Genomic DNA, 21,006 nt, shown 5'->3' with positions numbered 1-21,006 from the left:
TTAAACCAACTGTTTTGCTTAAAAAAAGTAATTTCAGAAGTTTAAAAAATAATTTTAATTGGGAGTTTTTAATTTTTAATTTCTAGATGGATCGCTCATAAATGGAGAGGAATGTTGCAGCAATCAGGGTTCGGCATTGCCGTCACAGGTAGCGGTTCTTGTACACCGCAGGTTTCGCTGGATAATAACGGTTTGAGTCAGATAGTAGAAACTTCTGACGAGTGGATTGGCGCGCGGACGGGCATTCGTTCCCGCAGGCTGGCGGACGATCGCACTTCTTTGTGCGATTTAGCCACAGAGGCATCTCAAAAGGCGATCGCCATGGCAGAAATTTCGCCGACAGATATCGATTTAATTATTTTGGCGACTTCGAGTCCTGACGATTTGTTTGGCACTGCCAGTAAAATTCAATATCAATTGGGCGCGACAAAAGCTGTGGCTTTTGATTTAACAGCAGCTTGTTCGGGCTTTATTTTTGGTTTAGTGACAGCCTCGCAGTTCATTCGGACAGGGGTTTATCAAAATGTTTTGCTGATCGGAGCAGATATTTTATCTCGCTGGGTGAATTGGTCGGATCGGGGTACTTGCATTCTATTTGGAGACGGTGCAGGTGCGGTGGTATTGCAAGCTTCAGAAGTCGATTCCTTTTTGGGATTTGAAATTCGCAGCGACGGCACACAAAATTCGTCTCTCAATTTGGCTTACAAAGCCGAGTCAAAAGAATTAATTGAGGGCGTCAGCGTCGGAGTTGGCGGATTTGAACCCATCACAATGAATGGTCAAGAAATCTATCGCTTTGCCGTGAGAAAAGTGCCGGAAGTCATAGAAAAAGCTATGTTTCGGGCCAATATCAGCGTCGCCGAAATTGACTGGCTGTTGTTGCACCAAGCCAATCAGCGGATTCTTGATGCAGTTGCCCAAAGGCTAAAGATTCCCCCCGAAAAAGTAATCAGCAATTTGGCGAATTACGGCAATACCTCAGCCGCTTCAATTCCCCTTGCCTTAGACGAAGCCGTGCGTCTGGGTAAAGTTAAAGCGGGCGATACTATTGCTGCTGCTGGTTTCGGTGCAGGTTTGACTTGGGGGGCTGCGATTTTTCAATGGGGAAGGTAATATTTGGCGGCCGGCTGTAAACTTGCTCCGGTTATTGTCGGGAGTTCGATCGAGTAAAATACAAATCCTTTAACACGCCATACATAGGGCAAGGTTCGCAGCGGTGCACCAGCCGGACAGCAGTTATTGACAAGGGCGTGCTGAAATGGAACATCCTCTATTCTTCGATCGACTTTCCCCGGTTTGAAGGTTGAAAATTGTGCTACGCCTATTAATCAAATTAAAGTAGCAAAAAAAAATAAACCTGGTAAAAATCGCAGTTAGATGTTAGAATTATGAGTCGCGAGTAGAGAGTTCGTTAACCGAAAGATAGCGGATACCAGCGAGCGAACTTAGAAGCGGGAAAGAAAGAATTTTTGCAATCACCAATTAGCAACCACCAATTAGCAGATTACCGGAAAAATGACTAAAACAGCATGGGTATTTCCCGGACAAGGTTCCCAGGCGATCGGGATGGGTGCAGACTTATTAAACTTGCCAACAGCCAAAGCCAAATTTGAGCTCGCTAAAGAAATTTTAGGCTGGTCTGTCCCGGAAGTTTGCCAAAAAGAAGAAGCAAAACTATCTCGGACTCTCTACACTCAGCCTTGCTTGTTCGTAGTAGAAAGTATTTTGGCCGACTTAGTGCGAGAAAAAAGCGATCGACCAGCGGTAGTTGCCGGTCACAGTTTAGGAGAATATGTTGCCCTCTACGCAGCAGGCGTCTTTGACTTTGAAACCGGATTACGCTTAGTCAAACGTCGCGCCGAACTCATGGACACTGCCTCCGGCGGTCAAATGGTGGCTTTGATCGGGTTCGACAGGCAGGAACTAGAACTGCAAATTCAATACAGCCGAGACGTGGTGCTGGCAAACGACAACAGCGAAGCACAAGTCGTGATTTCTGGAACGCCCGCAGCAGTAGAAGATTTGCTTGCCAAAATCAAAGTCAAACGCGCCGTTAAATTGAATGTTTCCGGTGCTTTTCACTCTCCCCTGATGGCATCAGTGGCTGCCGAGTTTCAACTAGCCTTAAAGTCTGCAAGGTTTTCCGATGCTAAAATGCTGGTGCTCTCGAACGCAGAACCGTCAGCCACTACCAGCGCAGCAACTTTAAAGCAGCGGTTGACTCAGCAGATGACCAAAGGCGTGCGGTGGCGAGAAATTTCCCTGCAATTGCCACAACAAGGAATTGATCGGGTAGTGGAAATTGGCCCCGGCAAAGTTCTCACAGGTTTGATCAAACGGACTTGTCCCGATTTAGCATTGGTAAATGTTAGCAGTTTTGCAGATTTACCCGCTTAATCTATTTTTAGCCTGTTATTAAACGGCAGGTTATAAAATTGAGAGTTAATCGATCCGAAGATTGCCCAAAAACGAATCGCAAAACAGGCAAATCCGAATATTGCCTGTTTTGCAAATTGGGGATAGACGATCCAGACAGTTAGACAATATTAATCAAAAATCGAGAAATCGATCGACCTGACCGAAAGCATCCAGGATACAAGCCCCCGGATTCATCCGTCCAGAAATAAAAAACCTGTATCCGATAAAGGATCTCCCGAATTTATCCGTGGGGTCAATGCTTCAATTCTAAAATCTAAAATCTAAAATCTAAAATCGATTGACGGGGCGATCGACAAATCCTGATATACACTAGGCATAAAAACCAAGCTTATCTGCTACTTATATGAAAAAAGTCCTTTACTGGTTGATGGGCGACAAGGCAGGCAGAACCATAGTAGGTGCCTGGAACTGGATGTGGGGACTGCCCGTAGAATCCGGCGGCCAGGTGTCGGTGGCGGTAGCCGAAGAGTCACTGCGATCCATGCAAGAATCAGTGCAAAAGCTAGCAGCAGCAGTGTCCACCCAAGTTGCAGCCTACCAGCGCGCCAAAACGAAATATGAAGAAAAAGTTAGGGAAATGCAAACCGTAGAGCGCCAAGCCATCACAGCCCAGCGCAATGGCAACGAAGAAGCAGCCCGCTTGGCAATGGCGAAGGTAATTCAGACAGAACAAATTCTGCCGCAATTAGAATCCCAAGTAAAACAAGCCGAACAATACGTCAACGCTTCCAAAGACAAGCTAAATCGAGAACGGATGAAGCTGGAAGCTTACAAAACCGATATGCAAAATATGAAAGATATGGCAGAGATTAACGAAGCCCTCGGAGCCATATCCAAAGTCAACAACGACCTCAGTATAGATTCAGCTCGATCGCAGTTTGAGCAAGCCAAAAACGCCGTCCACGGCCGCAACCTCAAACAGCAAGCTTTAGCAGAAATATCTGAGAACCCCCAAGAAAGACTTCAGGCCGAATTAGAAAATATGACCTTAGACGATGAAGTTAATCGTAGGTTACAAATGTTAGACGACTCCAACAACAAAGAACTTCCCAGCTAAGGACAATTTTATGGCGAAGAGCGGGCCTCCCCCCATAGTTTTTATCCTGTTATTTCTCTTGCTAGCCGGTGGCGGTTGGTTCTTTTTTCTCAACAAACCAGCGTCGCAAGATGTTAGTAACAATCCCCCCACTCCCACACCTGCAGGCGATGTCGTCCCACTTCCCGTCGCGCCAGTAGTCGGCGGTGCTTCTTCGCCTGTTGCAGCTAGTTCCTTTGCGCTTCCAGCTTCTGTTCCTGCGGGTACGACTGTCAGGATTCAAGGTTCTACCAGTATGGTGACAATCAACCTCAATCTTAAGAATGGCTTTCAAGCCAAGTTTCCTGGCACTAGAGTTGATTCCCAAGCTAACGGTTCTGCAAAGGGAATTCAAGATTTGGTGGCAGGAACAGCCGATATTGCTGCGGTATCGCAGCCTTTGACGGCTCAACCACAAGGTCAGGGTTTGGCAGCGGTGCCTGTTGCCCTAGATACGATCGCCATTGTAGTTGGCATTAACAACCCCTTCAAAGGAGGTTTAACCTCGGCTCAAGTTCAAGATATTTTTAAGGGAAATACTCAAGACTGGTCGAAAGTCGGCGGCCCGGCGGGCCCGATGAAAGTAATTAACAGACCCGCAGTTAGTGGCACTCACCAAACGTTTAAAGAACAAGTGCTCCGAGGTGGCGAGTTTGGCACGACGGCAAATATTACCACGCTCGATCGAGATGCGACAACTCCCCTGCTGCAAGCTTTAGGCAACAACGGCATAGGCTATGCGACTTTCGCTCAAGTAGTCAATCAGAAAACGGTGCGCGTTGTTCCAATCAACGGTGCGACTACGGATGCTGGTAACTATCCTTACCAGCGGCAGTTGTACTACGCCTACAAAAATCCTCCTAGCCAAGCAGTTAAGGATTTCTTGGGCTACGCGACTTCTTCGGAGGGACAGAAAGCTATGCTGGCCGGAAATTGAGCCTTTGCAAAGAATTCGCCAGAATAAATTCTGGCGCTACACCAGCTTGCAAAGCGGTTTCAACCGCCGAATCATCTAACAGCACGACGCGCATAAACACGGATACAGTGATCATAGTCAACTTAGCCAATTAGCTAAACAGTCCGATCGCTTGGCCTATCCGTGTATCCGTGTCAAAATCCGTGTAGTGCTACTTTTTTGATTGCTGAACTGATAGGCTAATATTCGATGTAATTTAAAATTTAAGGTTTTTCTGTGAGCAAAAGTCGCGAACCAGTTGAAAGTTTACTTCTCTACTATTTATTTAAATGGTCAATTGTCAGCCCGATGCTGCACCTGTACTTTCGAGGCCGCATCTACGGTGCAGAAAATGTTCCGACAGAAGGGCCTGTGGTGGTAGTCAGCAATCACGCCAGCGATTTTGACCCTCCGATTTTGTCGAATTGCATGAGGAGACCCGTCGCATTTATGGCAAAGGAAGAGTTATTTAAAGTTCCTATTTTGAAGCAGGCAATTACGCTTTACGGTGCTTATCCAGTTAAGCGGGAAAGTGCCGATCGCAGCGCAATTCGCTCGGCTATCAACTCTTTGGAAAACGGCTGGGCGACGGGTGTATTTTTGCAGGGAACTCGCACGCCAGACGGCAGAATTACTGAACCGAAATTAGGTGCTGCGCTGATAGCTGCTAAGGCAAAAGCGCCGCTGTTACCTGTTAGTTTGTGGGGAACTCACGCGATTTCGTCGAAAGGTTCTGGAATGCCGCGTCCGGTGCCGCTGACGGTGCGAATTGGCAAGCTAATTGAAGCGCCCGGTTCGTCGGATCGCGAGGAGTTGCAAGCGCTGACTCAAAGATGTGCGATCGAGATTAATGCCATGCACGATTTGGGGCGCTGATTTTATAACTGTTGTTGCTGTTTTTCAGGTTATATCTACAGATAGATGAATGCTGAAGATAAACATCGAAAAATATCAATATAACTGATTGAAAACAAGCGCAATAATTAGGCTTGAATTTGAGTTTAATTGGACAGGAGATAAGAAGAAAGATATGGTAACAAGCAATCAAACCCGCGCGTTGGGATTGTTTTCTAACCGCGAAGAGGCAGAGCAAGCTCTGACAGAATTGAAATCTTCCGGGTTTCCAATGGATAAAGTTTCGGTTGTTGCTAGGGAGGCAGGCGAGTCTGTAGGCGAGACTCAAACGATCGCTCAGGTAGGCGATAAAAATCTAGACACAGGAGCAGGAGTGGTAGCAGACACTCTGACAAATAGTGCTTTAGCCACCGTGCTAGTGGGTCTCGGAAGTTTAGCTATTCCCGGAATCGGGCCGATGATTGCAGCGGGCACTTTGGGCGCCTCACTGGTGGCTAGCGTAGCAAGCACTGGCGTCTCAGCGGCAGCTTTCGGTGGGGTGGTGAAGGCCTTGACTGACTTGGGAATTCCCGAAGAAACAGCTAGAACTTACACCGATCGCCTGCACGCGGGCGATTATTTGGTAGTAGTAGATGGCGCTGAGGATGATATTAGTCGGGCCCAAGGGGTTTTCAGCAGTCGGGGTATTCAAAATTGGGGCGTTTTTTAAACAGGAATTGTGCACCAAGTCTATCCCTAGGGCGATGCACACCTCACCATTAGTGATAACAATCAGCTCAAATTTAGTACCCGACTTTTGTTTGAAAATTAGTTCCTCAATGCCCCCTAACTAAAAAAGGGGGGATTGAGGAAACATTCTTTTCTCGGCCGGGAAGGGCATTGAAATTCGGATAAAACCCCGACCTAGACGTGGTTTTAGTCTTAACTTGACATTTATTCATTACCCACCCGCTGCCTACAGGTAAATTATTGATTTTTATCGCTCATCTTTTGATGCTGATGCGGTGACATAAGCGACAGCTAAAGGGGAAAATTTTTCTGTAACTGCTGCGATAACTTGGCGATCGAAGTCAGTCCAAACTCTGGGGCGATCGAACATACAAGGCTGCAAAACCCCCCACAATAAGCCGTCAGCACAAAGGTGAGCGTGAATCAAAGCTCGATGTCCGAACTCTTTTGCCTCAAAATTTTTGTTGACAACTTCAGGATTGGCTGTCTCAACATCCTCAACAAAAATCGACGGTTCAGTTCGCAAAGCTGCTGCAAATAAAGGGTCTTCTTCCCCTAAAGATTCGGGTTCTTTTTTCCATTCCGCGTCCCCAATCTCTGGAAAGTTCGAGTTGCGACGCCAGCAGTAAGGTACTCTGCCCCTTTGCGTTTCAGGATTGCGGAGGTAGAGAAATACCCGATCGCAATTTAACACCTCGCCTAAAGCCGGCACCAAAGCGGAAAAAACATCATCCGGCGTTTTGGTGTCACTCAAAATTTTATCCAGAACTTGCGGCAGAATTTGCTCGGTCATTAATTTTAGCTTTTGAAGTTCATCTACTAATTTTAAACTACTCCTTCTTTTCTCTTCTGTTCTTTTACGCATTTTTCATCAGCATCTTCGCGTTTCCTTAAATCGCGATAGAAGAGAAGTTTTAAAACCAGAGGGAATGGAAAAAACTAAAACTTGCTTAATCCTTCCCTTTGTTTATTCAATTCTGGCTTGGCTGAAGTTAGCACCCGTATAACCGGTGGTGAGCCAAAGAATAGCCCTAGCGCCGTCGCGAACAGCTTTTTCCACCGGTTCGGGGGTTCGCCCAGACGGAACTGCCACAGGCTTAAAACTAATGCCTCGACTGCCGAGTACGATTTCGCCGATAATCTGAGCTCGCCGCATATGATCGTCAGAAGTGATCAGATACACGCTCTCAATCCCTTGAGCTTTCAATTCATCTACCAGGGTAGTAAAATTTGTTACCGTATCCACCGCTCTGTAGTCTAAGTGCAGGCGCTCGGACTCAATTCCCGCTTCTGAAAACACCCATTCCGCGAACTCAGGATTGCTCCCAGACGACACCCAAATCGGCAATTCAGGATAATCCTGAGCAAATTTGGCGGCAAACACCTCTCGCTCCGTAGCCCCACCTAGAACTAACAAAGCTTGGGGTCTCTGAAATTCGCTCTTAACCTGCTGATAGCCAAACCAGCACGCCATCAAAAGCCCTACTAGGAACCAAAAACTGCGTGAAGTGTTCAAACGCTTGTAACGCTGCGTGTTTGAATTGATTTTTAACCACATCTAAACCTATAAAAATTTTATGTAACTCACAAAGGAACCATAACAAAAAATACCGCACGTATAGCCCACTAACAGGAATTAAAAATTAAAAATTAAAAAAGGGTCGGGGGATCATAGGATTTTAGATTTTAGATTTTAGATTTTAGATTTTAGATTGACTCTACGCTTATGTTGGGGGCTTAAACGGGGGATTTTAGATTTTAGATTTCAGATGGACTCTAGAGAGAGAGGTTCTGCGTAAGTCCTCGTCTTCCAGCAAGTATTCGTCTGTGGGCGAATTCGTTAGCGGATATGCAAAAAAGAGGGGCCAAACTTAAGCTTTCCCCTCCTGATTTTAATTTTTCTTGGTTTTTAACGGGACTGGCCGGGTTCGAACCGGCGGCCTAGCGCTTCAGATTTGTGTGAGTTTCCCCACTCTCTGGACTATACCTTCACCATATGCTTGCAGCTTTTAGGTGGTGACCGTCTAGTCTCTAAACCTTCCTGATTTCAATATAGGCGATCGCATAATCGCCCTGAACTCAGGCTTGGCTTGGTATTGCCTTAGAGTCATAGGAACCCACGAACTCTTTAGGTTTCACCAAATTTGACCACATTCACTCCTAGAGTTTCCTCGCAGGGTGCCCGATTCTTCAGGAGGCGCTTGCTCTATCCATCTGAGCCACAGCCCCAGTTGCTAAACCGTTTTGATTATAGCAGTTAATGTCGATTTTGAATTTTTTATTTTGGATGATCACCGATCGCCAGTTGCCAGTTTCGCAGCAATGCGGGCAAAGTTTTCTGCTGCGGTGAGTTGACCAGCACCGTAACAGGCGCGCTGCCTCCATGCGGTGACGGGGAGATGTCCGGGGGGAGCATCTTCGTTGAAGGAGAGCTCGCTATAATATTTCCAATTTTCCTTGACTCGCCAGCCGACTCGATCGCAAAATTCAGTATAATTTGCCTCGGTACTTTCCCAAATCTGCTGCTGCACGCTCAACCCGAACCGCCCGCTGCTGTATTGTTGCCAAAGTCGGTCGATCGTACGAAGGTCTGTAGGAGGAAAACTGTCAATATCGGCTGCACTCAGCCAGCCTTCGTCTTCCCTGACAGCGATTTGCAGCAAGATTTCCCAAGTGTGTTCATCAGCTTTGCGCCATTTTCCAGTTTCTAATAGCTTTGTCAGTTGGCGGTAGTCCATCCCCACTTCGGAGATAGCCGGAGTTTTGTCAGGTATAGCGCCGATTTTGTCTTCCAGCCGCAGTAGAGTGCTGACAATCAATTCGGGGTTTAGTTGTTCGAGGCGGTATAGAACCCATTCTAACTGAGATTGAAGGTACGTGCGGGCGATCGCGCCTTGCTGCAATTCCCCCTGCAACTCATCAAATTTAGCTGATAAATTTTGTTGATTGCGGGCAAATTCCCACATTTCTTTTGCCCACTGCAATCTAACTTGTTCTTTTTTTAAATAAGTTTTGGAAGGCTTCGCACGCTGCGGGTAGGGAGTCAAATCCCAGCCGCAAATCGAGCAAAACTCTGCTTTTCCTTCTAAGTATTCAGCACCACACACTGGACAGTTAGACATATCGCCATCAATTCGGTTGCCAAGTCATTATATGACATCTGGTAAATTAACCATAATTCGATTAGGTACGCAGTTCGCACCCTACACTTACAGTTTATCTGTAGTAATGTGGGCCTTTAGCACCCGAAAGTTAGAGTTATTTATACCGCTCTAACAAGGCAAGCGAATAGTAAACAAACTGCCTTTGCCCAACTCTGATGTTACCTCGATCGTGCCGCGGTGAGCTTCGACTATTTGGCGGCAGAGATGTAGTCCCAAACCTGTACTGGACTTCTTATGAGTTCCCGAGCTAAACCTTTCAAATAACTTTGCTTGTTCGGTGGGAGAAATGCCGGCACCGGTGTCTTTGATGTCTATGATTACCCATGCCAGCGGTTGGTTTTTGAAGCTCGTATAAGCAGGTGAATTAGCAGCTTTTAAGCTGACATCTATTGAGCCGTTGTCGGTGAATTTAATTGCATTTCCGATTAAATTTGTCATCAAGCGGTGCAGTTCCAGACGATCGCCCGGATACTTCGCAATCGGTGCACTTTCTGCACTTTCTTTCAAGTCTAAATTTACCGACAAACCTTTAGCATCCGCTAGGGGAGCTAGTTCTTCAGCTACCTCAGTAATAAGCTGGCGCAAGTCCACGGCAGCGAAACTCAGGGATTTGCGGCCTGCTTCATAGCGATATACTTCCAGCAACATATTTACCATCGCGATCAGGTTTTGGTTGCTGCGAACCATCGTCCCGAAAGCGTCGCGCATGGGAAGAGAAATTTCTCCCAAAGCTCCCTGCTGCATTAAAGTTAGCATTCGATCGGCTGCTACGAGGGGCGTCCGCAAGTCGTGAGCGAGTCGGGAGACAAAATCTTCGCGCTGGAGGGCGATCGAATTGCGCTCGTCTACGCTGTGTTTAAGCCGCAGGAGCGATCGAACCCTCGCCAGCAGTTCATCCATTTCGACTGGTTTGCGGATGAAATCGTCTGCTCCCATGTCCAATCCCTGCACTACGCTGGCACTGTCGTGAGCCGTGATCAGCAAAATCGGAATAAAGGGCAATTCCTTATTTTGTCGGATGCGTTTAGTGACTTCGTAACCATCCATTCCCGGCATCATCACGTCGAGAAGTACCAAATCCGGGGCTGACTTCTCAATTTGACTTAAGGCAGAAAAGCCGTTTTCCGCCGTGCTAATTTCGTAACCTTCTTCTTCTAGGATTGTTTGAACCAACAAAACATTATCTGGTGCGTCGTCTACCACCAGAATGCGATCAGCTTTTGTGGCATTCGGAACAGATAAATAACTCATTTAATTGTTAGCCTGGAAATAAATACTAACTTTAATATGCCATCCGATTTATCATTTCACATTTTTACACTTGTTAACTCTGTCATAAGGAAGATTTAAAATCTTTATCAAATCTTTTTACTTTTGAACACTCGGATGTAATATGATCTACTACTTGGTTGTCATCGTATGCACACCGTCCCAATCATCGGGCGGGGGTACTTCCAAATAGCTCAGGGATCGGTCTAGGTGAACTTCCACAGGTCGATCGCTGGGTCGCATTGCTAAAGCCGCTTCAAAATAACTAATAGCTTTCTGAAAATTTCTAGCAATATAAGCATCCCTACCGTTACTGTAAAGTTCCAAAAACCGAACGGTTTCCCCATCCATGGGTTCAGAACTATTTTGCAGCAACTCGTAAATACCCACTGGCTGATTTTTGCCCTTAACCCGCACCTTGTCCAACTCTCGCACCCAAATCCCTTCGCGACACAAACTGTATGTAAATTCGCTCAAAATTATATCGCAGCCGTACTCCTTTGTAAGCTGTTCCAATCGCGAACTCAAATTCACCGCATCGCCGATTACCGTGTAATCCATTCGCTTTTGAGAACCAATATTTCCCGAAACCACCTCTCCGGAACTAATTCCAATTCCGAAGCGAAATGGATCTTCGCCGGGGCGAGAATCATTAAACTCTTTCAAACGCCGGCGCATATCTAAAGCCGACTGCACCGCCATCCAACCATGACTTTCCGGGGGATTCAGCGGCAGGGGCGCGCCGAAAACCGCCATTAAAGCATCGCCGATAAACTTGTCTAAAGTGCCTTCGTAGTGGAAAACTGCCTCCACCATCGTCTCAAAATATTCGTTCAGCAGGGATACCACATCCGACGCTCCCAAATTTTCAGTCAGCGTGGTGTAGCCGCGAATGTCGGAAAATAAAATAGTCACTTCTTTGCGTTCGCCCACCATCAGGGCGCCTTCACCCAAGGCCATCACTTTATCTACGACTCCAGGAGTCAGATAGCGGTACATCGTATTTTTCATCCGCTTTTCGCGACTGATGTCTTCGAGTACCACTAAACCTCCGCGCACGCCGCCCTCTGGATTGATCAGCGGGTTGACAGTCAAATTCAAACTACGTTCAATTACTTTAATTCGAGAGGCGGGGATGGGCAGCGGACAATAAGGGTGATACAGGGCAGAATTTCGCAGCGCAAATAGAGATTGGGCATTAGCTAATTCTGCCAGCGCTACTTCCTCAGTCCACGCGCGGTTTTCGCCCCAAGCGTAATATAAATTAGGATCAGTGCGATCGGGCACGGCCAAAATATAACTTTCTTCTTCTTCTTTTTTTTGGGAATTTAGCGTTTTTTCTACCAACAGTCCCACAGTTAAACTTTGTTCAGGAACGTAATGTCGGGCAGCATTTTTGAGACTGTCTTCTAGTCGAAATTGCAAATTGTCGATCGGCACAACTTCCCAAACATAGCGATTCACCAGTTTATCTTCCCAAATCTGGGGATTGTGTTTGCTTTTAGCTTGATTTACCGGACAGCCCAACAATTCCAGCGCTGCTTCGTTAATTGTTACAACTCGCCCCTGTAAATCGGTGGAAATTACTGCATCTGAAAGACTTTGCAGCATATCTTTTTGATACTGCTTTTCCACCATCACGTTTTGAAACAGTTGAGAATTTTGCAGCGCCATTCCCGCTTGGGAATTAAACGCTCGCAAAAACTCTTCGTCGGAAGGGGTGAAACTACCTTGGTTCTTATTAATTAGCTGAGTTACCCCGATCAGCTCACCTTTAGCGTTATGCACCGGCATACACAAAACAGTCCGAGTGCGGTATCCCGTTTGCTGGTCTGTAGATGGGTCAAAGCGGGGATCGTCGTAAGCATCTGTAATATTTAGAGGTTGACCAGTCGAAGCGACATAGCCAGCAATTCCCCTATTCGCGGGAATACGAATTTCCATCATCGTTGTGCCGTCAGCCTTGGCGACTTTTGTCCAGAGTTCGTTGGTTTCCCGATTTAACAAAAATAGCGTGCTGCGATCGGCTTGCATCAAGTCGCGAGCTTGATCCATTACAGAGCGCAAAGTTGTTTCCAAGTCAAGACTTTGACCCAAAGTCGTGGTGGCTCTCAAAAGTGCGGCAACCCCTCGCTGGTTGCGCGCCACGACGTAGAAAGACTGACAGCTTTCGAGAATAATCCCGATCGAATCTGCAAAAGCCTGGAACTGCTGTTCGTCTTCCTCGTTAAAGGGGGCATCGCCAGCTTTATTTAACAATCTGACCACCGCTACGGGTTCATGTTGGCTCTTGCTGCTAAAAATTGGCATACAGAGGATGGTCTCGATCTGATAGCCCGGTGGTTCGTCTACTTCGGTATTAAAATACTCGTGCGATCGAGCTTCGGCGACATTAATCGATTTTCCGGTTGTTGCTACATAGCCTAAAATGCCTGCATCCATCGGCAAGCGCACTTCTACATCCTCGCCCGTAAGTGGATCGACGGTTTTGTGCCACAGTTGATTTTTGTTCGAGTCAACCAAAAAAATTGTTGTCCGGTCTGCTTGCAAAATTTGACCAATTTTGACAGTGAAGGCATCTAAAAGTTGCTCTAAGAGACTTTCGAGTGCTTCATTGTTAATCAGGTCCATCGCCCGGATAAATTGCTGAAATTCAGCCGTGATAAAGTCCAGCAGGCACACTAATTCAGGAACTGGCAGGCTCTTAACACGGGAGGTCAATGCCCCCATAAAATTGACTTGAGTCAGTGTAGCCAGAACGCTACCAGTATTGGAGAATGTCATGATTAACTGCTTGCTCAGAGGGGTAGACTGACCGCAGGTCGATCGGCGCTAGATTCGGCGGTGCAAACTCTTGAATTTGTTTGCAAGCGCATCGGCACTCGCTTGTCGCTTTGATGAATCGTGAGTTCAAAAGTGGCGCACGCAACTTCAGTTTGCTTGTTATGTATGCTCGATCGATCTTTTTTACAACCTCGATACTGATGAGGGTTCGTCAATTCAAGCTGAACTTGAGTTAGCAAAACTGCTAGCCTGAACATTAGGTGACAGGCTTTAGTTGGATCGAGAGTGCAATGTGGATTGGACGCCCTGTTCTCGGTCCCAGCGCGCGGTGTGACTGTTTTAGCGCACTCGGCGACCGTATCCGGTCAGCTAAAGGGCGCTATGAAAGCAGCGCGCAAGGCATTCCTACAGAGCTTACTCATAGTTTAATGGTAAATGCAACAGCAGGATAACAACGGTAATTTATACAGCAAAAAAGTTCGATCAATCTTTGAAAACATCCGTATTCAATACAAACTGACGATCGAACAGCGAAGCTAAGCTGGCGGTAATGTTTAAAAATGCTACAGATCCTGACATTTAGGCCGCTCTGGGCACAGACTGGGCAAACACCACTGATTGATAGTAGCGCTGCAGTTGTGCGGCGGCGGCGGCCCAACCCCAGCGTTCGGCTTCTCGGCGAGCGTTATGGCGCAGGGTTTCCCGTTCTTCAGGATTCGCAAACAGACGCTGGGTGGCGGCGAGTGCTCCTTCTTCGTCGGCGGGATCAAATAAATATCCGTTAACACCGTCGGTGACGATATCGGGAATTCCGCCGCTGCGCGCTGCCACTACAGGCGTCCCCGCAGCCATGGCTTCTAGGAGCACTAAGCCCAGGGTTTCGGTGCGGGAGGGAAAAATGAAGGCGTCGGCAGATGCGTAAGCTCTTGCCAGTTCTTGCCCCTTGAGATAGCCGACAAAATTGGTGGGTGTACCGGCAAAATATTGTTCCAGGGTTTGCCGATGCGGGCCGTCTCCCACTAAGGCGAGGCGGGCATCGGGAATTGCTGCGAGGACGGGTTTGATGCGTTCGATTTCTTTTTCTGCACCGAGGCGGCCGACGTACAGCAGCAGGGGACTGTCTGGGTTATTTGCAGAAAGGCGCGATCGCATTTCTCGACTTGCCAATTCCGGGACAAACATTTCAGTATCTACGCCCCGCTGCCACAAATCTACCCGATCGATGCCGTGGTTTCTGAGTTCTTCCACCATTGCTGTAGAAGTACACAGATTCAATTCTGCTTGGTTGTGAGCACCTTTGAGCAATTCCCACAATAAAGGTTCGAGGACTCCAAAACCGTAATGGTGCAAATATTTCGGCAAATGCGTGTGGTAAGAAGCCAAAATCGGAATGTTGAACTTTTTCCCGTAATATATACCGCCCAATCCCAAAATAGCGGGATTGACAACATGAATAATATCCGGTTTAAACTGCTCTAATTGGCGACCTACAGCCGGAGAAGGCAGTGCCATTTTCAATTCCGGGTACATCGGCAAAGGCAAACCCTCCACACCGTAAACTCGTGCGCCTTTGTATTCTTTAATTCCGTAATCTGGAGAAAATATCAGAACTTGTTCGCCCGATCGCTGCAAGTGATCTACAGTGTGAATCAGGCGCGTTACAATGCCGTCTATTTTCGGCAAAAATGTTTCAGTGAAAAGAGCAATTTTCATAAAAATAAGTTACTTAGGGAGCAGATAATTATAGCTTGGGGCAAACGTCATCGGTAACAGGATACACTGTGTCGGGGGGAGTCAGTCATGGCGTGCTATCGGCTGCTTTTCTACACTTTTTCTGTCAGTTGCAGTACAGCTAATTCCGAGCGAGAGGTTTTTGGGATAAAATGCCAATTCCCTGAATGCCAATTGATACAATTATCCCACCTAAAAGCCATCCCACACTTTTGGTCAAGCAATTAATTCTGTAAATTTCCTGTGCTGTTCCGGCAATTTATCTTGCTTTTTAAGTGGCAGATAAGCCTTCGCTAACTCGCCACTAATTTAGATCGCTCGGCGTTACAGCAGCCCATTGTCCTATTAAATAATAAGCCCAAACTGCCTTCGCTGAAAATCCAGGCATAACCACTAAAAGTAACAGAATTAGAATTCGACTTTTCACGGCTTTTCTTCTCAAACAAGCCAGCAGTAAAAACCTGATGCCATCTTTTAATTAACCGCAGAGGACACAGAGAACACAGAGCAAGAGATAAAAAAGATAGATTATCGTAATATACAGCCAAGTCCATTCAGAACTTGCGAACCCTTCTCCTATCTTCCCTTCTTTTCTCTTACTTCGCGCGCTTCGCGCCTTCGCGGTTCGTTAAAAAATCTCTTACCCCGCAAATAGATACCAGAACTTACTTCCAAGAAACCTTCGGCAAAATCTGGTTTTTATCCACACGGTGCTGATATTTTGTAGCAAAATTCAGCAGAGAATCGAGCAGGGAATCTGAGAGATAGTGCGGTTGCAAACCGAGATCTAGCAAATTGGTGTTTTTGGCATTGAAATAATGTTCTTCTTTCTCGACTCTGGGATTTTCGATGTTGTTGATTTCTACTTTTAATCCCATTGCCGTGCCTGCTTTTTGCACCAAGGAGGCTAAGTCGCCGACGCTGAATTGTTCGGTGAATTGGTTGAAGACGCGGAATTGTCCGGCTTCGGCGGGGTTGGCGATCGCTAATTCCACGCACCGCACGGTATCCCGAATGTCTAAGAAGCTGCGGGTTTGTCCGCCACTGCCATAAACCGTCAAAGGATGACCGATCGCAGCTTGGATGCAAAATCTGTTCAATGCTGTACCGAATACTCCGTCGTAGTCCAAACGGTTGATCAGCAGTTCATCCATGCCGGTTTCATCTGTGAGCACGCCGTAAACTACGCCCTGATTTAAGTCGGTGGCTCTTAAACCCCAGATTTTGCAAGCAAAATGGATGTTGTGGGAGTCGTGGACTTTTGACAGGTGGTAGAAACTGCCTGGTTGTTTGGGATAGGGTAGTGTATCCTTGCGCCCGTTGTGTTCGATCGTAATGTAGCCTTCTTCAATGTCAATATTCGGCGTGCCGTATTCGCCCATTGTCCCCAATTTCACTAGGTGACAATCGGGGAAGTCTTCGCGGATGGCGTACAGCAGGTTGAGTGTCCCGACGACGTTATTGACTTGAGTAAGGACTGCGTGTTCGCGATCGATCATTGAGAAAGGTGCCGAACGCTGTTCGCCGAAATGGACGATCGCCTCTGGTGCAAATTTTCTCATGCTTTTGCTGAGAAAATCGTAGTTGGTGATGTCACCGACGAACAAGTCGATCGACTTGCCCGTTAAATCTTGCCATCGCTGGAGTCGTTGCTGAATCGGTGCGATGGGAGTGAGGGTGTCGCTGCACAGTTCCAGATCCCAGTGCCGCCGCACGAAGCTGTCGAGGATGCCAACTTCGTAACCTTTGTTAGAAAGGTAGAGTGCGGTTGCCCAACCGCAATAGCCATCGCCACCAATAACCAGGACTTTCATAAATCAACGGTGAATCTTGCTTGCCAATACTGGGTTAATGTACCAGGTATTGGTGCATTCTGAACCTTTAATCAAGCGTGTTCGCCCAGGAAGGAGTCTGTTTTTTTAGATTAAACCTGAATTTCGTCGGCGAAACTGGCTCGGCGGGTGAATTCAAAGGGGCCGGCCTGGGCACCCCAGACGTGGGCGTCGGTTTCTGGGTCACGTCCGCGATCGTGGCTAATAAACTTTTCTTGGTCAATCTCGAATTCGCTGTCTAAATAGGTTTTTTTGCCCTTTCTGACCACCATGCAGCCTTTTCCGGGTTCGACAGACCCTTTGAAGCTGTTGCCCGTCCACTGCGTAATAAAGGTGCAGCCGGGAAGTAGAGTCAGTTGTGCTTTTTTGATTTCTTGCAGCCGTTGCGGGTCGCGGGCAGCGCCGTAGAATTGTTCTTCGTTTTCTATGGCATAATTTTCGATGTCGATTCGATCGCCCACCGGGACTAATTTCAAAACTCGGACTCGGTACGGTACATTCAGTTCAATATCGTAGGCTTGTTCTAGGTACAAGCTGATCCCATCCAGAACTTCGATCGGCAAAGGCCTCATGCAGACGCGGATGTGGGCGAAGAATGGCGGATTTTCAAAGGCTTGGGCTTGGTTGCTGAAATCGGCAGCCATCCAGCGGGCGAGGGTGACGATATCTGTGGAATGAGACATATCGATTTTAGATTTTAGATTTTAGATTTTGGATTGGGGGAGTAGAAGTTATTTTAGGGGAAAGCGGGCGATCGCGCGCTACATCCCGGACTTCTGCGAAGTCGAGGATCTGAGTATTCTGTTTTTTTAGGCGGGCTAATTTAAATTGCAGGGCGATCGGCTATAAATAGTTAGAGAAAAGCATCGCCTAATTACCATGAAACTAGAACCTGTTGAATCTAGCATGATCCAATCTGCGGGTTATGACGAGGAAAGCTACACCCTCGAAGTTGTTTTCAATAGTGGCAAAACATATCGATACTTTGAAGTCCCCAAGACTGTCTACTTGGAACTGATGGAATCAGATTCCAAAGGTAGTTATATGCTATCTGACGTTATTGATTGTTTCCCCTACGAACAAGTAAAGAAACGGCGGCGATAAGTACGGCATTAATCAACGTATCCCATTAGCGCGATCGCCCTTTTCTTCTACCAGCGCTAGAATTTTTAGTCGAACACGCCCCATTGGTGCGCCCTCAATCTTCCAAAATCTCGACCAAATCTTCCATTGTCACGTCGAAGGCGCGGGCAATTTTGTAGACAGCAGAAAGATCGACTGTATTCAAAGCATCGCGCTGAACGTAGCTTCTGACAGTGTTGTAATTAACTCCGGATTGATCGGCAACTTGCTTTAGTGTCCAACCCTTTTGCTCAGCTAGTTCTCGAATCCGCAGTCTAACGTATCCCATGTTTTAACTTGACATTGATGCGTATGCAACATATGATCTATGTACAGTGAAAACGATCGCCCTCCTAGCCTCGAAAACTTAAGGGCGATCGCTTTTTCTACCACACCCCACGAACGTGGGGAAGGATTACCCTATGATACCAACATCCAAGCCCAAATTAAACACTCATACCTGGTGTATCGTGCGGCAATTACCAAATATGCAGCGATTGGTGGTTGCTCGGTTCCACCGTCGGGGCGATGCGGAGGGATACATACAGATTTTATGGCGGTTGTTGCCGACGGCTAAACACGCGATAGTTTTTGATACGACAGGGGCTGAGAAATTGGCAGAAGTTCGATCGACTCAATTAGATTGAATGTTTTAATTAATCAGGATCGATCGTGTTTTATAGCAAGTGCGATCGCTCTTTCCTTAAATTCACTTAACAACGGATAAGCTACAATATTCCAAGAGTATCTGAGAGTTTTGATCCCTATGAATACTCAATTAATGGTGAAACCTTCTTCTTTGATGCCCCAAGGCATCAAAATGGTAGAATTTGGGAATATTTACTTATTCAGATTTACCGACGATCTCCAATCTCGCATGGAAGAACTGCTAGAGATAAAAAGACTAGATTTGTTAACTGTCGATGAAATTCCAGAATTAGCTGGCATCATCGAACTATCCCGAATTTTTACCTTGATTAACGCCCAACTTTCCACCCAAGCTAAATGGTGTCCGATCGCACTCGACAATTTATACGACAACGAGCTAAATATCTCTGCGAATACTGCCACTCTCCAGAATATCTAAGCCCAGATCGCTTTACCGAGAAAATGGGTCTAAAGCCCCGTCCCTTTAGGACGGCTTTTTCTTTGTCTTAAGGCTTCTAATGAATTCCCTTAAGATATCTGATGAAAGATATTCCTATTGATTCGCAATAAGCTTCTAGCTTCTTAAATTATTCTTCTGTGAGTCGGAAAAATACGCTCTTTTTCATTGCGTGAGTAGATCTAAATGATATACAATACTAACATGAAGACACTGAAGTTCAAGCTCTATCAAAGCAAGCAAAATAAACATCTCAAGCGGTCAATCAATGCCGCTGGGGTGATTTATAACCATTGCATTGCCCTCCACAAACGGTACTACCGGATTTGGGGTAAGCATTTGAACTGTGCAAAACTTCAGGCTCATATCGCAAAACTGCGGAAACGTAACCCGTTTTGGAAATTAGTCGGTTCTCAAGCTGTACAGGATATCTGTCAACGCATTGAGAAAGCCTACAAACTGTTTTTTAAGCATCACAAAAAAGGAGTTAGACCCCCCAACTTTAAGAAGGTTAGAAAATACAAATCCTTCACCCTCAAGCAGGCTGGCTACAAATTCTTGGGAGGCAATCGCATCAAGATTGGGAGCAAGGTCTATCAGTATTGGAATTCTAGAGACATTGAGGGTAACGTCAAGACACTCACCATTAAACGGACTCCGCTCGGAGAACTGTTCATGGTCGTGGTTGTTGACGACGTGACCCGGCCTGAAATTAGAGTCGAGACGAGTCGCATCGCTGGCTTTGATTTCGGGCTGAAAACGTTCCTCACCGTCTCGGATGGTTCCAAAATCGAATCGCCTCAATTCCTCAAACAATCACTCAATGTCATCAAGAAAGCCAGTCGTCAGCACTCAAAGAAACGGAAAGGTTCAGCGAATCGAGAACGAGCGAGATTGAATCTTGTCCGCAAACATGAAGACGTAGTTAATCGCCGCTCTGATTGGTTTTGGAAGTTGGCACATGATTTGACGAATCAGTTTGATGTATTGTGCTTTGAGACGTTGAATCTCAAAGGGATGCAGCGCTTATGGGGACGCAAAATCTCGGATCTGGCATTTGGTGAATTCCTCTCAATTCTTCAATGGGTTGCTAAGAAGAAAGAAAAAGAAGTAGTCTTCATCGACCGTTGGTATCCATCCAGCAAGACTTGTTCGCATTGTGGACACGTTCTGAAAGAGTTGGATCTGTCAGTTCGTGAATGGCGCTGTCCGTCCTGTCAATCGGTGAACGGACGGGATGAAAACGCAGCTAAAAATATTCAAGCGGTTGGGGCATCGACCGCTAAGTTAGGCAATGTTAGACAGGCTTCGCCTGCAATTGCTGGCTGAGCTTAGAATCCCCTCGCCTTTAGGCAGGGGAGTATGTCAACAACGGAATTGACCAGGAAACTCAGCAAGAATGTTTATTATTTAATTCTCGTCAGCAGCAGTGGTCAGAACATTTTATCTGGACAGCAGATGGTCTAAATATTGTCCCTAAAACTCCCATAGGTCGAGCAACGTGCAATCGGCTTGACCTTAATTATGAACGTTATGATGAAGAGGATTCGATTCGGCGATCGCGCAGGTTTTGGGTAAAATGTGGTTGGCATCCACCTGCTGAAGATGCTCGTCAATTAGAATAAGCACGATCGTTCAATCCAAAAGTTTTATGAAATGAAGCATTTGCGCCGTCAATCTACAGATAAACCTAGAGATTTTTGGCGCAAATACGTTGTCGAACTGATACTTTTGCCAGAGATTAAATCCTCTGGTTGAGACATCTAAATTAGCAAATTAGATGAGTTTGACAGCCCGGAGACCAAACATCAGCACTGTCGCCAAGCCGATCATGCCGCCAAAAATCCCAAAATAAGTTATTGCTCCGCTAAGAGTCATTGCAATTTCTCCAAAACAATCAATAAAAAGACCTATAAGAACTATAATCTAAAATCTAATATCTAAAT

22 protein-coding genes are annotated in these 21,006 nt (G+C 46.4%); 10 read left to right on the top strand and 12 right to left on the bottom strand.

Features of this window, described 5'->3' with window-relative positions:
- Positions 1–111: 111 nt before the first annotated feature.
- The 4 genes from QUA03_RS18055 to QUA03_RS18040 all read left to right on the top strand — a co-directional run bounded on the left by QUA03_RS18055 (position 112) and on the right by QUA03_RS18040 (position 4,451).
- Complete coding sequence (locus tag QUA03_RS18055; RefSeq protein WP_333213645.1) at positions 112–1,113, top strand: beta-ketoacyl-ACP synthase III; 1,002 nt, start codon at positions 112–114, stop codon at positions 1,111–1,113.
- A gap of 402 nt (positions 1,114–1,515) precedes the next feature.
- Positions 1,516–2,397, top strand: coding sequence for an ACP S-malonyltransferase (gene fabD, locus QUA03_RS18050; RefSeq protein ID WP_015175203.1), 882 nt, complete (start codon positions 1,516–1,518; stop codon positions 2,395–2,397).
- 385 nt (positions 2,398–2,782) lie between these two features.
- Positions 2,783–3,496, top strand: coding sequence for a PspA/IM30 family protein (locus QUA03_RS18045; RefSeq protein WP_333213643.1), 714 nt, complete (start codon positions 2,783–2,785; stop codon positions 3,494–3,496).
- Positions 3,497–3,506: 10 nt separating this feature from the next.
- Entirely contained in the window at positions 3,507–4,451 is a 945-nt protein-coding gene (locus tag QUA03_RS18040; RefSeq protein ID WP_333213641.1) for a phosphate ABC transporter substrate-binding protein, read from the top strand.
- On the opposite strand, the gene QUA03_RS18035 is transcribed toward QUA03_RS18040, so the two are convergent.
- Positions 4,432–4,566: a hypothetical protein gene (locus QUA03_RS18035; RefSeq protein WP_333213639.1), complete on the bottom strand. Its 135-nt coding sequence runs from the start codon at positions 4,564–4,566 to the stop codon at positions 4,432–4,434. The two genes, QUA03_RS18040 and QUA03_RS18035, sit on opposite strands and share 20 nt — an antisense overlap.
- 140 nt (positions 4,567–4,706) lie before the next feature.
- Here QUA03_RS18035 and QUA03_RS18030 point away from each other — a divergent pair, with 140 nt between their 5' ends.
- On the top strand, positions 4,707–5,345 hold the full coding sequence (locus QUA03_RS18030) for a lysophospholipid acyltransferase family protein (RefSeq protein WP_333213637.1): 639 nt from the start codon (positions 4,707–4,709) through the stop codon (positions 5,343–5,345).
- A gap of 154 nt (positions 5,346–5,499) precedes the next feature.
- The gene (locus QUA03_RS18025) at positions 5,500–6,033 is read left to right on the top strand and encodes a hypothetical protein (protein WP_333213635.1); all 534 of its coding nucleotides are present in this window, start codon (positions 5,500–5,502) and stop codon (positions 6,031–6,033) included.
- Between the two features lie 267 nt (positions 6,034–6,300).
- Here QUA03_RS18025 and QUA03_RS18020 read toward each other — a convergent pair whose 3' ends face one another.
- From QUA03_RS18020 to QUA03_RS17980, 9 genes are all read right to left on the bottom strand, one after another.
- Positions 6,301–6,918 (bottom strand): GAF domain-containing protein, encoded by a 618-nt coding sequence (locus tag QUA03_RS18020; RefSeq protein ID WP_333213633.1) that lies wholly within the window; start codon positions 6,916–6,918, stop codon positions 6,301–6,303.
- Positions 6,919–7,020: 102 nt separating this feature from the next.
- On the bottom strand, positions 7,021–7,611 hold the full coding sequence (locus QUA03_RS18015) for a YdcF family protein (RefSeq protein ID WP_333213631.1): 591 nt from the start codon (positions 7,609–7,611) through the stop codon (positions 7,021–7,023).
- A 733-nt stretch (positions 7,612–8,344) separates the two neighbouring features.
- Positions 8,345–9,175 carry a GUN4 domain-containing protein gene (locus tag QUA03_RS18010; protein WP_333213629.1) on the bottom strand — a complete coding sequence of 277 codons (831 nt, stop codon included), beginning with the start codon at positions 9,173–9,175 and terminating at the stop codon, positions 8,345–8,347.
- A 150-nt stretch (positions 9,176–9,325) separates the two neighbouring features.
- Entirely contained in the window at positions 9,326–10,468 is a 1,143-nt protein-coding gene (locus QUA03_RS18005; protein ID WP_333213627.1) for a response regulator, read from the bottom strand.
- 150 nt (positions 10,469–10,618) lie between these two features.
- Positions 10,619–13,270, bottom strand: coding sequence for a GAF domain-containing protein (locus QUA03_RS18000; protein ID WP_333213625.1), 2,652 nt, complete (start codon positions 13,268–13,270; stop codon positions 10,619–10,621).
- 14 nt (positions 13,271–13,284) lie between these two features.
- Complete coding sequence (locus QUA03_RS17995) at positions 13,285–13,527, bottom strand: hypothetical protein (protein ID WP_333213623.1); 243 nt, start codon at positions 13,525–13,527, stop codon at positions 13,285–13,287.
- A gap of 322 nt (positions 13,528–13,849) precedes the next feature.
- Complete coding sequence (locus QUA03_RS17990) at positions 13,850–14,983, bottom strand: glycosyltransferase family 1 protein (protein WP_333213621.1); 1,134 nt, start codon at positions 14,981–14,983, stop codon at positions 13,850–13,852.
- A 683-nt stretch (positions 14,984–15,666) separates the two neighbouring features.
- The gene (locus tag QUA03_RS17985) at positions 15,667–16,815 is read right to left on the bottom strand and encodes an NAD-dependent epimerase/dehydratase family protein (protein WP_333213619.1); all 1,149 of its coding nucleotides are present in this window, start codon (positions 16,813–16,815) and stop codon (positions 15,667–15,669) included.
- Between the two features lie 110 nt (positions 16,816–16,925).
- Positions 16,926–17,516, bottom strand: coding sequence for a chromophore lyase CpcT/CpeT (locus tag QUA03_RS17980; RefSeq protein ID WP_333213617.1), 591 nt, complete (start codon positions 17,514–17,516; stop codon positions 16,926–16,928).
- Positions 17,517–17,712: 196 nt separating this feature from the next.
- Here QUA03_RS17980 and QUA03_RS17975 point away from each other — a divergent pair, with 196 nt between their 5' ends.
- Complete coding sequence (locus QUA03_RS17975; RefSeq protein WP_333102552.1) at positions 17,713–17,937, top strand: KTSC domain-containing protein; 225 nt, start codon at positions 17,713–17,715, stop codon at positions 17,935–17,937.
- 94 nt (positions 17,938–18,031) lie between these two features.
- Here the strand turns inward: QUA03_RS17975 and QUA03_RS17970 are convergent, their stop codons facing one another.
- Positions 18,032–18,244: a helix-turn-helix transcriptional regulator gene (locus QUA03_RS17970; protein ID WP_333213615.1), complete on the bottom strand. Its 213-nt coding sequence runs from the start codon at positions 18,242–18,244 to the stop codon at positions 18,032–18,034.
- Positions 18,245–18,377: 133 nt separating this feature from the next.
- Here QUA03_RS17970 and QUA03_RS17965 point away from each other — a divergent pair, with 133 nt between their 5' ends.
- The 3 genes from QUA03_RS17965 to QUA03_RS17955 all read left to right on the top strand — a co-directional run bounded on the left by QUA03_RS17965 (position 18,378) and on the right by QUA03_RS17955 (position 20,389).
- Positions 18,378–18,602 carry a hypothetical protein gene (locus tag QUA03_RS17965; RefSeq protein ID WP_333213613.1) on the top strand — a complete coding sequence of 75 codons (225 nt, stop codon included), beginning with the start codon at positions 18,378–18,380 and terminating at the stop codon, positions 18,600–18,602.
- 119 nt (positions 18,603–18,721) lie between these two features.
- Positions 18,722–19,042, top strand: a complete 321-nt coding sequence (locus tag QUA03_RS17960; protein ID WP_333213611.1) for a hypothetical protein — start codon at positions 18,722–18,724, stop codon at positions 19,040–19,042.
- A 222-nt stretch (positions 19,043–19,264) separates the two neighbouring features.
- Complete coding sequence (locus QUA03_RS17955) at positions 19,265–20,389, top strand: transposase (protein ID WP_333213609.1); 1,125 nt, start codon at positions 19,265–19,267, stop codon at positions 20,387–20,389.
- Positions 20,390–20,836: 447 nt separating this feature from the next.
- Here the strand turns inward: QUA03_RS17955 and petL are convergent, their stop codons facing one another.
- Positions 20,837–20,938, bottom strand: coding sequence for a cytochrome b6-f complex subunit PetL (gene petL, locus QUA03_RS17950; RefSeq protein ID WP_006633742.1), 102 nt, complete (start codon positions 20,936–20,938; stop codon positions 20,837–20,839).
- Positions 20,939–21,006 lie beyond the last annotated feature (68 nt).

The sequence above is a fragment of the Microcoleus sp. S36b_A4 genome, assembly GCF_036700645.1.
In the GTDB taxonomy this organism is placed as follows: Bacteria; Cyanobacteriota; Cyanobacteriia; order Cyanobacteriales; family Microcoleaceae; genus Microcoleus.
This window is presented reverse-complemented; position numbering and strand designations above follow the sequence as displayed.